8 protein-coding genes are annotated in these 14148 nt (G+C 64.4%); 6 read left to right on the top strand and 2 right to left on the bottom strand.

All coding sequences use genetic code 11. The annotated features are described in order from the left end of the window. Positions 1-2: 2 nt before the first annotated feature. On the top strand, positions 3-821 hold the full coding sequence (locus EZJ19_RS00370; protein WP_240754601.1) for a Stp1/IreP family PP2C-type Ser/Thr phosphatase: 819 nt from the start codon (positions 3-5) through the stop codon (positions 819-821). Positions 822-911: 90 nt separating this feature from the next. Here the strand turns inward: EZJ19_RS00370 and EZJ19_RS00365 are convergent, their stop codons facing one another. Both EZJ19_RS00365 and EZJ19_RS00360 read right to left on the bottom strand, forming a co-directional pair. Beyond that, positions 912-7169, bottom strand: coding sequence for a two-partner secretion domain-containing protein (locus EZJ19_RS00365; protein ID WP_165873395.1), 6258 nt, complete (start codon positions 7167-7169; stop codon positions 912-914). A gap of 198 nt (positions 7170-7367) precedes the next feature. After that, entirely contained in the window at positions 7368-9062 is a 1695-nt protein-coding gene (locus EZJ19_RS00360) for a ShlB/FhaC/HecB family hemolysin secretion/activation protein (protein WP_131444325.1), read from the bottom strand. A 1117-nt stretch (positions 9063-10179) separates the two neighbouring features. Here EZJ19_RS00360 and EZJ19_RS00355 point away from each other — a divergent pair. From EZJ19_RS00355 to EZJ19_RS00335, 5 genes are all read left to right on the top strand, one after another. Further along, the gene (locus EZJ19_RS00355; RefSeq protein WP_476704061.1) at positions 10180-10908 is read left to right on the top strand and encodes a hypothetical protein; all 729 of its coding nucleotides are present in this window, start codon (positions 10180-10182) and stop codon (positions 10906-10908) included. 176 nt (positions 10909-11084) lie between these two features. Continuing rightward, entirely contained in the window at positions 11085-11297 is a 213-nt protein-coding gene (locus tag EZJ19_RS00350) for an AlpA family transcriptional regulator (protein ID WP_131444323.1), read from the top strand. Between the two features lie 44 nt (positions 11298-11341). Continuing rightward, positions 11342-12211: a ParA family protein gene (locus tag EZJ19_RS00345; protein ID WP_131444322.1), complete on the top strand. Its 870-nt coding sequence runs from the start codon at positions 11342-11344 to the stop codon at positions 12209-12211. Continuing rightward, positions 12195-12455: a hypothetical protein gene (locus EZJ19_RS00340; protein ID WP_131444321.1), complete on the top strand. Its 261-nt coding sequence runs from the start codon at positions 12195-12197 to the stop codon at positions 12453-12455. The genes EZJ19_RS00345 and EZJ19_RS00340 overlap by 17 nt, the downstream gene beginning before the upstream one ends. Continuing rightward, the gene (locus EZJ19_RS00335; protein WP_131444320.1) at positions 12448-14142 is read left to right on the top strand and encodes a ParB family protein; all 1695 of its coding nucleotides are present in this window, start codon (positions 12448-12450) and stop codon (positions 14140-14142) included. The genes EZJ19_RS00340 and EZJ19_RS00335 overlap by 8 nt, the downstream gene beginning before the upstream one ends. Positions 14143-14148: the final 6 nt, after the last annotated feature.

Here is a 14148-nt window from a genome sequence, read left to right as displayed (position 1 = left end):
GCATGGCCAAGCAAACCCCCGCCGTCGAGATGCTTTCGCTATCCGACCCCGGCATGGTGCGTGCCCTGAACGAGGATTCGGTGTTCACGGCGGCCGACATCGGCCTGGCCATCCTGGCGGACGGCATGGGCGGCTACAGTGCCGGCGAGGTGGCCAGCGCCATGGCCATCGATACGGTCAGCAAGGAGCTGCTCGGCAGTCTGCCCGGGCTCCAGGGGGAACCGCTCGACGAGGCGACGGCCGACCTGCACGAGGACATCGAGTTCGCGGTCGGACGCGCCAACGAGGCGGTCCACTATGCCTCGCACAACGATCCCGACTGCGAGGGCATGGGCACGACGCTGGTCGTGGCGGCGCTGCTCGACGGCCAGATCACGGTCGCCCACGTGGGCGACTCCCGGCTCTACCGCTTCCGGGCGGGCGTCCTGGAACAGGTCACGCGCGACCATTCCTGGCTGGACGAACAGCTGGCGCTCGGCGTCATCACGCCGGAACAGGCCATGGCCTCCCGTTACAAGAACATCGTCACCCGTGGCATCGGGATCGAGGAGACCGTCGACGTCGAGATTCACGACTATCCGGCCGAGCAAGGCGACATCTACCTGCTCTGCTCGGACGGCCTGAGCGACATGATCGAGGATCCGGACATCGAGCGTCTGCTCGGCGAACACGGCCAGGACCTGGCCGACGCGGCGCGCCATCTCATCGACCAGGCCAACGAGAACGGCGGCCGCGACAACGTGTCGGTCGTCCTGATCCGCTACGGCGACAACCCGAAGGGCTGGCTCGGCAAGCTGGGCGGCATGTTCGCGCGCAAGTAGGGGGCACGCCCGCGGCCGCACCGGACGCGGGGCGGAGGAGCAAAAGAAAACGGGGCCATGCAGGCCCCGTTTTCATGTTGCCGGAGGAGATCAGTTGCGCAGGCCGCGCTTCTTCAACTCCTCCTCGTCGATCAGGAACGCCGGCGGGTCGTTCACCAGGGCGAGGCTGCTGCCCGGCAGATTGACGCCGTCGCCGTCGATCGAGTCGATGCCCGGGGGCACGACGCCGAACTGGGTCAGGAAGCCGTTCTGGATCGACACCCGGATGTTGTCCGTACCGAAGGTCGAGTTGAACAAGTCCTGCGACGCCGACGCCAGGATGCTGCTGATGGTCGACACCGCCGCCGCCACCGATTCGCCCGTACCCAGGTTGGTACAGCCGCCGGAATAGCATTCCCAAGCGTAGTTGAGGGTGCTGAAGTAGTGCGGGACCAGCGCCAAGTCGCCCTGTGCCGGCACCGTGATGGCGGCATTGCCGGAGTTATAGACGTTCAGGCTGGAGGGCAGTTGGATCAGGGTGAGGCCACCGGCCGGATAGGCGGGACCGCCCCCGGCAATCCCGCTGACGGCATCGGCGCCCACGGTCGCGGCGGACAGGGTCACCGAGCCGGGAACGTCGAGGTTGCCACCGCTGGAGAGGTGGGTGACCGGGTCGTAGTTGGCGTTGTTGATGGCATGGTTCACCGCAACGAGGCTGACGCTGGGTGCCGTGATGAGACCCACGTTCAGGTCGCTGAACGTATACAACCGGACGCCGACGCCGCTGACCGGCGAGGTGCTGCCCGCGGTGGCGGACACCGAGGTGCCGAAGTAGGAGTTGTCGTTCCAGAGGTCGACGAAACCGGCGCCGGCGTCGAGGACCATGTCACCGCTGACGTTGATCTTCTCGCTGTAGTCGACGCCGGAGTAGCCGGAGCCGGCCTGGTAGATGTTGCCGCCGGAGCTGTACACGTACAGGTTGTTGAAGTTGTATACCATCGTGCCGGCGTTGACGGGCTGGACGACATCGCCGCCGTTGCTCGCAAGCGTGGTATCGCCGGTGACGGTGCCCGAGCCGGCCAGGCTGAGTTGGCCGTGCGACGTCGCATCGAGGCTGGCCGCCGACAAGGTACCGAGGGTCAGGCTGTCGGCATCGACGATCACGACGTTGTTACCGGTCAGGTTCACCGTGCCCTGGAAGTCGTTGCCGGCATCCGACAGGTCGATGTCGCCAGCGCCGGCGTCCACCGTCGTGACGCCGCTGACGGTCAACGCGCCGGACTGGCTCACGTCGCCGCCATTGCTGGTGGCGCTGATGCTGCCGACCGGACCGCTACCGAGGACCAGATCGCCCAGCGAGGAACCGTCGGCGTTGGCGATCACGGTCAGGGCGCCGCTGGGCAGCGAGCCGAGCGTCAGGCCATTGGCGTCGGTGACCGAGGCCGAGGCGGCGGTCAGGTTCACGGTGCCCTGGAAGTCGTTGGCCAGCTCCGTCAGCGTGATGCTGCCGGCGCCCGCATCCAGCGTGGCGACGCCGGTCACGGTGAGGCCGCCGGCGTCCTGCGTGATGTTGCCGTCGTTGCTGGTGGCGTCCAGGGTACCGTCGACGAGGCCGGAGCCGAGGTCGAGGTCCGCCGTGGTCAGGCCGCCGGCATTCGCGACAACGGTCAGGTCGCCCGTGCTCAGGGTGCCGAGGTCCAGACCGTTGCTGTCGGTCACCTGGGTCGTGGCACCGGCCAGGTTCACGGCGCCCTGGAAGTCGTTGTCGACGTCAATCAGCGTGATGTTGCCGAGGCCGGCATCGACCGTGGCCGTCCCGGTGACGGTCAGGGCGCTGGTCTGGACGATGTCGCCGTCGTTGCTGGTCGCATCCAGGCTGGCAACCGTTCCCGCGCCGAGGTCCAGCGTGGCCGTGCCGCCGCCGGCGTTGGCCACGACGGTCAAGGCGCCGGTCGACAGGGTACCGAGGACAAGGCCGTTGCTGTCGGTCAGTGACACGGCGCCGATGGCGTTCAAATTCACCAAGTCCTGGAAGTCGTTGTCGACGTTCTCCCAAGTGATGCTACCGGTAACTGCGGTGGTGTTCAGAGTCGTCGTGCCGCCGACTACGATCGGTGCGGACTGGCTCAGGGAATCGGCCGTGAGGATGAGGTCGCCGGCGGATTGAATACCCGTGATGTTCAAATTCAGCGGGCTGATGAAGTGCTCCAGATCGGTGACGTTGATCGCCCCGTCCACCTCATTGGTGGCCCCCAGGTTCAGCACGTCGGCGAGTTCGATGGCGTTGCCGTCGCCGATGCCGTGCTGGGCATTCAGGGTTACCGAATTGGCGAAGCCGATGTCCTCAACGGTGGTCGTTTCCACGGAGTCGGTGATGGCGCCCGTCGTCGCGGTCAGGCTCACGTCACCGCTCGTTGCGATCTCGAACAAGCCGGTGGCGCCGTCATAGGTGAAGGCGATGGATTGAGCGTAGACGTCGAGATTGAACGAGTTGATGGTCTGGCCAAAGGTGGCGTCGTCGAAGGTGAAACTACCGTCCGCCGCCGCGATCCCGATATCGGTCAAGCCGGCCGGCAACACGCCGCCCATATAGGACGACGAGATGTCGCTATTCTGGAAGTTGAGGTACAGCCCCGTCCCGGTCATGGTCAGGCCGAGTGACGTCAGCGTGCTGGCGTCGATGTCCAGGTAGCCTTCCGGGATCGGGCCTGTGACCATGTTCGGGGAGCCGATATCACCCGCCGCGGACAACGTCACGGTGGGCGAACTGATCGCCGTCGCGTCGTCTTCGTCGTCGAGTATCGCACCGGTCGAGGAGGTCAGGGTCACCGAGTTGGAACCACTCACATCCGCGACCACCATGTCGTTGCCGGTCGTGACCGCGACGTCTACGCCATCCGCGGACAGCGCGCCTTGGAAGTCGTTGCCGGTGTCGGTCGCCGTGATGTTACCCAGCACCGCCTGCAAAGTCGTCGCACCGGTCACGGTCAGGCCGAGCCCATCCAGTTCGGTAATGTTGCCCGTCGTGGCGGTCGCGATCAACGCGCCATCCACCATGCCGCTACCAAGATCCAAATCGCCCGTCAGAGCGGTCACGGTCAGATCGCCGGTATTCAGCACGCCCAGATCAAGGGCATTGGCGTCCTTCACCGCCGTGGTGGCGCCGCTCAGATCGACCGCGCCGACGAAGTCGTTGAGCGCGTGGGTCAGCGTGATGGCACCGTTGCCGGCGGCCACGGTGGTGGCGCCGGTCACGGAGATGCTGGTCAGCGTCCCGCCCTGGGTGACGTCGGCATTGGTGGTAGTCAGGCTCAGGTCGTTGCCGGCCGTGATGTCATGATCGAGAGCGAGTCCGGCACTGCCGGTCAGCGAGATGTCGTAACCGCTGAGGTCGGCAGCCGTCGCCAGCGTGCCGCCGTCGCTCGCCAGGGTCAGGTTGGCCGTACCGGTATCGATGGCGCTGGCCGGCAGGGTCAAGGTACCGCCGGCCCGGATGTCGACAGACTGATTGGTACCGTTGCTGAGCGCGCTGATGGTCAGGTCGTTGGTATCGCGCAGGGTGATGGCGGCACCGGTCACGTCGACGCTGGAGAAATCGTTGCCCGCCTGGGCCAGGGTGACGGCACCGGTCGCGTCCAGGGTAGTAGCGCCGGTGACGACCATGGTGGTGCCCCCGACCTGGGTGATCGCGCCGTTCAGAGCGGTGGCATCGAGGGTGCCGGTGATGGCGGCGTCGCCGAACTCGATATAATTGGCACTGGTCAGAGCGACGTTGTTGACGTCGCTCACGCTCACCGTGCTGCCGAAGTCATTCGCCGCGTTGTTCAGGGTAATGTTGGTACCCGTAGTCGCGGCCAGAGTGAGGGTACCGCCGACGACCAGCGAACCACTCGTGCCGTCGTCGATGCCGGCGGCCGACAGGGACACGTTGTCGGTGTCCAGATTGCTCGCCGCCGTCAGGGTGAGCGCCCCACCGGTCACCGCAATGTCTACGGCCGTGCTGCTGGCAGCATCGGTATCGAGAACCCCCAACTGCAGATCGGCATCCGAAGCGATGCGGATTTCACCGGCAGCGCCACTGCCGTCCGTCGTGACCGTCAGCACGCCCGGCGTGTTGCCATCACCACCGGTCGCCGGACCAATGTGAACGTTGAAATAACCGGTGCCGTTTGCAGACACCTCGTTGCCACTCAGATCGATGCTGCCCGCATAGGCGTCGTCATTGCCACTCGCATTGTTGATCGTCGCACTACCCGTGACGATGCCCCCGGTGCCGAAGACGCTGCCACTGCCACCCGCTGCAATGGTCACACTCCCGCTGGTCGCCGTATGTGCGCCACCAATGCCGCTAGCCGAGGCATCGCCGGTCGTGACCGCAGAGTCAATGGAGATGTCGCCAGCCGTCGTCGACAACCAGATCGAACCCGAAGCGACACCGCTGGTGTTCGTATCTGCAGTAGTAATGCCATCCACGGCGGTGAAGATGGTGCCGTTCCCGGACACGGTACCGACGACGAAACCATTGGCTTCGTTCTGAAGCCGGAACTCCTGTCCCACACCGGTCACATCCGCGGCCACCGTGCCGATGTAATTCGCGGCGGTCAGGCTGACGGCGTTCAGGCTCTGGATACCCAGGCTGCCGGCCGTGATCGTCCCGGCGCTCTGGGTCAGCGTGTCGGCCACGATACGCACGGTCCCGGTTCCCGCATTGACGTTGCCGTTCAGGGTGACGCCGTCCTTGGCTTCCAGCGTGATGTCGCCACCGGCGGTCGTCAGGATGCCCACCGAGATGGAGCCAGTCCAGGCACCGCCGGTGAAGGCCGTGCCGGTCGTCGTGCCGGCCTGGATCAGGATGGAACCGGAGCCGGAGGCGACGATCGCATCGCCGTTGTCGGCGAACGTGATGCCGCCATTCTCGGTGTCATTGCTGGTCCGCAAGGTCAACGAGCGATCCGTCTTGAGTGTCAACGCATTGTCCGTAAGGTCGGCAAGGGTGATGGACTGGGTCGCCTGAAGGACGATGTTCGCGTCCGTGCCTTCGATTTCACTTTCGTAGATCGTGTAATCGGCCGGCGTTGCAGCAAACGCCAGCGTGGTGTTGCTGAAGGTGGTGTCCGAAGCATCGCTATCGTCACCATCCGACGTACCGTCCGCGATGGTGATGGTGGTCGGATCGAGCAGCAAGTCACCGACGGTGCCTTGGCTGGCGCCCAGATCGACGCTGCCGCGGTACACCAACTGGCCCTTGCCGGAGACTTCGGCAAAACCGCCGTCGCCACTTTCCGCGCCGCCTTGCGCGGAGACCTGGCCGTAGAACTTGGTCACGCCATCCGACCAGATGATCACCTTGCCGCCGTTTCCGCTGGTCAGGGCATCGGCGCTGATGCTGGTGCCGCTGCCGACGAAGGTCGCCGAAGAATTCTGCTCGGGACCATTGCCCTGGTAGTTGCCGCCCACCAGCACGGTGCCGCCACCGGCATCGCCGCTGGCGTCGATGTTCGCGCCGGCGAACAGGCCGACCTTGTCGCCCAGCACGGCCACCGTGCCGCCGGTCTCGCCGGCGTCCTTGCCGCTGGCATCCAGGGTGCCGGTGACGCTGACCACGCCGGCGTCGCCGCCGTCCAGGCGGATGACGCCGTTCTGGCTGGACAGGCTCTGCGCGCGGACGAGGCCGCTGACGTTGAGGACGGTGTCCATCAGGGCGTCGGCCGACCTGGCGCTGATCAGCACCTGGCCGCCGTCGGCGATGATGGCGCCGCTGTGATTGATGCTGGCACCGGCCGCGGCGGCGTCCACCGAGACGTTCATCAGGCCGTCGCCGGAGATGTCCAGGCTGACGCGGTCGCCCGCGGCCAGGGCCACGGTACCGCCGTCGGCGGTGATGCTGCCGCTGTTGTCGATGGTCGGGGCGACCAGGGCGATGTACTTGCCGGTCAGGCTGCCCTCGTTGACGACGCTGCCGGCGCCGCTGCCGTCGACGAACACGTAGTGGCCGCTGTTGAAGTCGTCATCCGAGATGTTCAGCGTCGAGGCCACCAGGCCACCCACGCTCACTTGGGCACCGGGGGCGAACAGCACGCCGTTCGGGTTGATCAGGAAGATCTGGCCGTTGGCACTCAACTGGCCGAAGATTTCCGAGGCGTCGCCGCCGACGATGCGGTTCAGGGTCACCGAACTGCTGCTCGGCTGCAGGTAGCTCACCGACTCGCCGCTGTAGATGCTGTAGGTGTCCCAGTTGATGATGCCCTTGTCGGTCGTCTGGGTGACCGTCATGTTGCTTCCGGAGGTGGCCACGTCGACGTTGCCAGACACCACCTGTTCGCCGGTCGGCAAGGCCATCGCCGGCGCCGTCACGGCCAGGCCCAGCATGGCCGCGAGCAGGCGGCTGACCCGGGCGCGCGGACGCCAGGTGATGGTGATGGACAGCTTGCGGCTGAGCTTGATGATCATGCGGCGCATGCCGCCTTGCTTGCGATTGTTTGTGCGGGCAGCGTTGGTATTCATGGTTTTCCTCTCCTACCTATCCTTGACGGGTCCGGGGCCGGTTTCCTAACTATAGGAACCTACTCAGAACCACTTGATGGCTTGAGCCCAGAGACGGGCGCGCTTGCTGTCGTCCGTCGACGGCTCGCCGTCCCGGAAGGCCACGTCCATGCGCATCAGGAAGTCGCCCCGCTTGCCCAGGTTCACGCCCACGCCGTAGCCGAACAGGGTGCTCGTGTTGTCGTCGTCCGAGGGCAACGGGTCGTGGTGCAGCTTGGAATAACCGAAATCGGTGAACGCGCTGACCTGCAGGGTGCCGCCGAGCGGCCGCAACGACGGGATGACGCGGCGCAGTTCCAGGGTGGCCAGGACGGCATCGTCGCCGGCGCCTTCGCCGACCGGGTGGCTACGCACGCCGCGCGGCCCGCCGAGAGACATCTGTTCCACGGCAGCCAGGTTCTTGTTCGCCAGCTGGCCGGCGAGGCTGATCATCAGGGCGGTGTTGTCGGCGACGTGCTGCAGGCGCTGGTAGGAGACGTTCAGCTTGGCGAACTTGCCTTCCGTGTCGTAGTTGTCGGCCGTGCCGTCGGAGGTGATGTCGACGTCGCCACCGGTCAGGGTGATGGTATAGGTGTTCAGGGCGCCGCCGCCGAGGTCGTCGCGGTAGTCGCCGGTTAACCCGAACCAGATGTTGTTCAGGGTGCGCTTGTCCTCGGTGGCACCGTCGAACTGGCGGTCGGCCATGCGCTTGTTGTCGTAACCGAGCAGGCCGAACAGGTTGTTGTTGCGGCTGCGGTTGAACGGGTGCACGGCGAGCAGCGAGGAGACCTTGGCGTCGCCGTCGGCGTCCAAGTCGGAGAAGGTGCCGCTCAGCTTGTAGGTGAGGTCGGAGTAGCTGGCCGTCAGCTTGGTGCCGGCGGAGCCCACCGGCAGGGTATAGGCGAGCCGGGCCAGCGTGGTGCCCTTGTCGTCGGCATACAGGCCGCGGATGGAGAGCAGGTCGCCGTAACCGGTCAGGTTGCGTGCCTCGAAGTCGCCGGTCACGCGCAGCTTGCCGGAGTTGCGGTTGCCCCAGTTGTCGACCTGGACATCGCCGCCGAAGCGCTTGCCCTCGTCGCCGACGACGACATCCATGTCCGCCTGGCCCGTCTCGACACCCGGCCGGATGGTGCTGCGCACCGTGACACCCGGCAAGTCGTTCAGGAGCAGGAGCGGCTTCTCGATGCCGGTTTCCGTGATCAGGGTGCCGGTCGGCAGCATGGTGTCCATGTACTTGCGGGCCATGCTTTCCTTGAGGCGGGCGCCTTCGGCCATCTTGATGTGGGCCTTGCCGATGGCGCCTTCGACCACCTGGATGTGGACGACGCCATCCTTGATCTCCTGCGGCGGCAGGATGGCCTGGGCCAGGAAGTATTCGTGCTGGCGGTAGAACGACTTGATCACGTCGGCGGCCTCGTTGAGACCGTCGAGGTTCAATTCCTTGCCCTGGTACTCGGCCAGTTGGGCCTGCAGTTGGGCTTCGCTGTAGACGGTGTTGCCCGTGAAGTGGAACCCGGTCACCTTGACGCTCGGCCCGGCCTCCATACCGGTGGCGGCCTTGCTGGGTTCAGCGGGCTTTTCCAGCACTTGGTCGGCCGGCTTGGGCGCCGGCGGGGCTTCCTTCACGCTTTCCAGAATCATCCCGGCATTGGGTGGGTCCACGGCCATCGCGTTGCCCATGGTGGCAAGCACGCCCAAGGTTGTCATTCCCATGGCGATGCAGAGCTGTTTCTTTTGCATGAGTCTTCCCCAAGATGCTCGTCGGCGACATAAGACCGACGGAAAACTAGGCACAAACACCTAGTACATTATCTAAATTCGCTTCGAAACATAACTTAACACCATGTCGATAGCAATCACGACATGGCGGATATCACCATCGACTTATAGTTTGTGGCGTCGATGGACACAGCACGGGAGCGGGGCGGGAAGGAGTTGGAGCGGGTGAAGGAAACAGAACACCACACCCAACCCATTGATTAAAAACAGCTTCTTGCTGTTCGTCCAATGGGACAAGACCGTATTATGTACCGCCCCGTCCTTCTTCGGCAAGTAAAGCTGTCTGCCGACGTCTTCTGACGGCCACCGACTGCCACCGAGGCTTGGCCTCCGTGCGTCTTCCCCACGATGCTCGGCTGTGCCCGATGGACAGAGCCATGGCCTGTTCGTCCAGGAAAATCTCCCGCTGAAATTCTTGGCGAGGTCTCCGCGCGCAGGTCATTTGACCTTTTCCACGGCCCTGATCGAACAACGCAGCGTGGCCCAAGCGCTGTGGCGGACCGCACTCGGTCCCTTGGTGTGTGACCTGAGAAACAGGTATCGCATGGACGCCTGGGCGTCAATCTTACCAAGGCCACCACCATACTCTGGGACGCACCGTAAGCGCCGGAATCCACGAGGCGCCTGCTTCTATTTCAGTCTGACAGCATTTCCCACAGGTCTCAGCACGCGTACGGACCAGTCGAACGTACCCGGCCATGCTACATGGCGGCGTTCAGCGAACTTGTGGCGAGCACGCTGATAGACCCCATGCAGACCAGCATATGCCAAGCGGGTCTTGCCGAATTCCGGCCGCACAACAACGCTCTCTCCCGTACGCACGTGGCATGCGGAAGGGTTGTGTTGCGAGATTCCTCCGGTCCCACCCTTGCAGTCAAGAGCGGATCGGCCCAGACATTTGACTTTTCGCATAGATGGCCCGCGACGATCAGGCCGCTGCAACGCACGGTGCGCATGAATGAGCATGGGCGTTGACTCATTCGCTGTTGTTGCTTACGCCCGGAACGCTCAGGTCTTGAGGAGCTTTTGATGTAGATATTCCTTGTAGGGAGATGGATGCATGCACGACAGTCCACCAGTGTCCAAGGTCTACTATCGACCGATCGAAGCCGCCATACGCTGGGCGGGTTTGCTGAAACACAAGAAAGACATCTTGCGCTCGATAACGTCGCCGAGGCAGATGCCCACGACGCTCAATTTCCCTGGATGGGCCGAGCTACGCCTATGCACCGAGCGCATCTACGATGCCATCTTCAACGGCGAACTCCCATACGGCTGCAATGGCATCACACTGGACGACAAGACGCTCTGGGACTCCCCCGACCTCACCATCAGGCATTTGGATCTCAAGCGTTGGATGCGGGACCACTACCCTGAACAACGACCAGCCTTTCTCTTCAGCCGCCGCGAGCGCATCGCTCACCCCATCATCACGCTGGAAACGGGGCAAGCGATGCTGGTGGAACGGCAGGCACTGAAGGCAGAGCTGAAACACTGCCGACGCCAGCTTGAGATGCTGCAGGAGCAGCATCACGTATTGTCGAAACAGATCGAAGTGACGCCAGCAGGCAACGAGTGCTCGATCACGGATCGGGCGGAATCGACCTACCAGCACATCATCGGCGGCATGCTTGACCTGATCCTGGGCCAGTCTCCGGCGGGCACTCCCTACTCGAGCTTCAGGACACAGGAAGCCATCGTCAGCGCGCTGATCGCACATCACGGTGGCATCATGGGGATCACCGAGCGCACGCTGAATGGCAAGTTCGCCCAGGCTCGCCGAAGAGTGCGCAGCTCGGCCTCCTAGCTAGGTCTGCAGAGAGCCAAGCAGTCATCCTGCGGGCGCGCTGCTCCTGTCGCATTCCGACTTGCAAGCTTGTATGTGCAGTTCCGGAAACTGCATTTGCAATGGCTTCCCGCAGTGATGTCTATTTAATGAGGGTCACGCCAACGAACGCCACTGAGCGTTAAGGAGTGACCATCATGTCGCAGACGCCTGCATTGCCGCCGGGCGAGCGCCGCATCTTGCGGCTCGACGAAGTCGAAGCCAAGTCTGGATTCAAGCGCGCCCACATCTACAGCCTGATGAAGAAAGGCGAGTTCCCCCAGGCTCTGCGCCTTGGGGTTCGCGCCGTCGGCTGGAATTCGACCGAGGTGGACCTCTGGATCAGCGAACGCCTCAAGAACCGGGTGTGACCGGCTCTCCCACGGATTCACAGAACATCTACGAGGAGAGCCTGATGCAGGTCATATCCATCATTTCCACGAAGGGCGGTGTCGGCAAGACAACCACTGCGGCGAATCTGGGCGGCTTGGTTGCCGACGCCGGCCTGCGCGTGCTGCTGCTCGACCTCGACGTACAGCCCACGCTGTCGTCCTACTATGAACTGGCGCACCGAGCCCCTGGCGGCATCTACGAGTTGCTGGCATTCAATGAGCAGCGCCTGGAGCAGTTGGTATCGCGGACTGCCATCACCGGCCTGGACCTGGTTCTGTCCAATGACGACCGGGGCGAGCTGAACACGCTGCTCCTGCACGCCCCGGATGGGCGTTTGCGTCTGCGCCACCTGTTGCCCACCCTGGCAGCGCAGTATGACTTGGTATTGATCGACACCCAGGGTGCACGCAGCGTGCTGCTGGAAATGGCGGTACTCGCCTCCGACGTCGCGCTTTCGCCCGTGACCCCGGAAATCCTGGCTGCGCGCGAACTGCGTCGCGGCACCCTGCAGTTGATCGAGGACATCTCCCCATACCGGCATCTCGGTATAGCGCCCCCTCCGTTGCATCTGCTGATCAACCGTGTCCATCCGGTTTCGTCGAATGCGAAGTTGATCCAACAGGCATTGCGCGACGTGTTCGCGGGCCAAGTCGGCGTGCATGTCCTGGACACGGACGTTCCTGCCATCGAAGCCTATCCCCGCGCATCGACGAAGGGCCTGCCGGTGCACCGCGTCGAGTACCGACAACCTCTGGGGCGGGTCGCGCCGGCCGCACTGGAGACCATGCGTGCCCTGGCGGGGGAGCTGTTTCCGGTATGGCGTGAGCGCTTCGCGCTGGTGTCAGGCAAGCCCAATGATTCCAGGGGAGCCCGCCATGGCGAACGCGCATGAACTGGCGCGCGGCCACAAGCGATTGCGCGCCTTGATCGAATTCGCCCTCGCGGAGGGTTGGCACGTCAAGCGAACGCCTGGCGGCCATCTCAAGTTCACCAAGCACGGCTGTGCGCCGATCTACACCAGTTCGACGGCCAGCGACCATCGGGCCAGCCTCAATGCCCGGGCGCAGATCCGCCGTGCCGATCGTGAGGCCCGTTGCGCCCTCGATGCCAAGGCGATGGGAGGCGGGCATGGCTGAAATGACCCCTCGTGACATGGCGGACAAATTGCTCGCCGCCGGATTTCAGCGCAACGGTCCCGCCGCCACGACGTTGAGCGATCCGATCGCCGACACGCCGATGATCGTGACGCTGGACCAGTTGCGCCCATATGACCACGACCCTCGCGTCAAGCGCAACCCGGCTTACGAAGAAATCAAGGCGTCCATCCGCGAGCGCGGACTGGATGCGCCACCGGCGATCACGCGCAGGCCCGGCGAAGAACACTTCATCATTCGCAATGGCGGCAATACGCGATTGGCCATCCTTCGCGAGCTGTGGACCGAGACCAAGCAGGAACGCTTCTTCCGTATCTCCTGCCTGTTTCGCCCTTGGCCGGAACGGGGCGAGATCGTCGCCTTGACGGGCCACCTGGCCGAAAACGAGCTGCGCGGCGGCTTGACCTTCATCGAGCGCGCCCTGGGTGTAGAGAAAGCGCGTGAGTTCTACGAACAGGAAATCGGCGGCGCGCTCACCCAGTCCGAGCTGGCGCGGCGGCTGACTGCCGACGGCTACCCGGTGCAGCAATCCCACATCAGCCGCATGCAGGACGCGATCCGCTACCTGCTGCCGGCAATCCCGACGGTGCTGTACGGTGGGCTGGGCCGACACCAGGTGGAGCGGCTCGCGGTGCTGCGCAGGGCATGCGAGCGCATCTGGGAACAGCGCGCCTTGGGCCGTCACCTCGCCGTGGACTTCGCCTCGCTGTTCCAGGATGTGCTCTCGCAGTTCGACACGCAGCCTGACGGTTTCTCGCTCCAGCGAGTGCAGGACGAGTTGGTGGGCCAGATGGCCGAGCTGCTGGAAGCGGACTACGACACGCTGAGCCTGGAAATCAATGACAGCGAAAACCGGCAGCGGGTGTTGACCAGCGAGCCGTCGCCGGTAAGCCCGATTGCCCCCATCGTGTCTGCGGCACCGCGGCTCGAATCGCCACCTCCGACGATGCCAATTGCACCACAGGCCGGTACACCGGTTGGACCCGCTGTCGAGTTTCCTCCGACACAGACTGCTGCGGCTCCCGCAACTGGCAGCGGCCAAGCCACAGGAGAGGACGCCGTGCCAGTGCCGGCCGACCGCAATACGGAGCGCCTGCAGGGGCACATCGTATCTCCGGCGCCGACGACCGAACGCCTGCAATCCCTCCAGCGCCTGGTGGCCGACCAATTGGGCGACAAGCTGCCCGACTTCGAGGCCAATGCCTTGCGCGCGATTCCCGTGCAGGTCGGCGGGCTCTACCCCATCTCGGATGTCTGGTACATCGAACCCGGACTGGACGTACCGGACCGGCTCCGTGTGCATATCGCGCAGTTCGCTTGCGAGATCGCCGAGGAGGCGGCGGTCGGCGGGCATATCGAGCCCATTGAGCGCGGCATCGGTTTCGTTTGCACGGCTCCACCCGTTGCACAAGCGAAGGCCTTGACGGCTTTCGCTCGTGCCGTGCTGACCCTGCTCGATGCGCTAAGCGACGCGCCGGCACCCGCAACAGGGTTTGATCGTACGCGGTTGGCCGACGATCTGGCGCCGTTGCTTCATAGCAGCGGAGGCGCTTCCATGCGCCTGAGCGATGCCGGTCTGGTGAAGCTGTTTCGGCTGCTGCGCCTGGCGCGCCGACTGCTGGACCTGGAGAGCGGCGCAGCATCCGCCAATCCAGGCCATGATTCCTGAGCGAGG

Source organism: Parasulfuritortus cantonensis (genome assembly GCF_004337445.1).
GTDB classification, from domain to species: Bacteria; Pseudomonadota; Gammaproteobacteria; order Burkholderiales; family Thiobacillaceae; genus Parasulfuritortus; species Parasulfuritortus cantonensis.
The sequence above is the reverse complement of the archived record's forward strand: the minus strand, read 5'-3'. Positions and strand labels throughout refer to the sequence as shown.

Coding starts and splice junctions, on each gene's coding strand:
- EZJ19_RS00340 (WP_131444321.1), top strand. CDS start 12,195: ATGGCGAACGCGCATGAACTGGCGCGCGGCCACAAGCGATTGCGCGCC.
- EZJ19_RS00360 (WP_131444325.1), bottom strand. CDS start 9,062: ATGCAAAAGAAACAGCTCTGCATCGCCATGGGAATGACAACCTTGGGC.
- EZJ19_RS00350 (WP_131444323.1), top strand. CDS start 11,085: ATGTCGCAGACGCCTGCATTGCCGCCGGGCGAGCGCCGCATCTTGCGG.
- EZJ19_RS00335 (WP_131444320.1), top strand. CDS start 12,448: ATGGCTGAAATGACCCCTCGTGACATGGCGGACAAATTGCTCGCCGCC.
- EZJ19_RS00345 (WP_131444322.1), top strand. CDS start 11,342: ATGCAGGTCATATCCATCATTTCCACGAAGGGCGGTGTCGGCAAGACA.
- EZJ19_RS00370 (WP_240754601.1), top strand. CDS start 3: ATGGCCAAGCAAACCCCCGCCGTCGAGATGCTTTCGCTATCCGACCCC.
- EZJ19_RS00365 (WP_165873395.1), bottom strand. CDS start 7,169: ATGCTGGGCCTGGCCGTGACGGCGCCGGCGATGGCCTTGCCGACCGGC.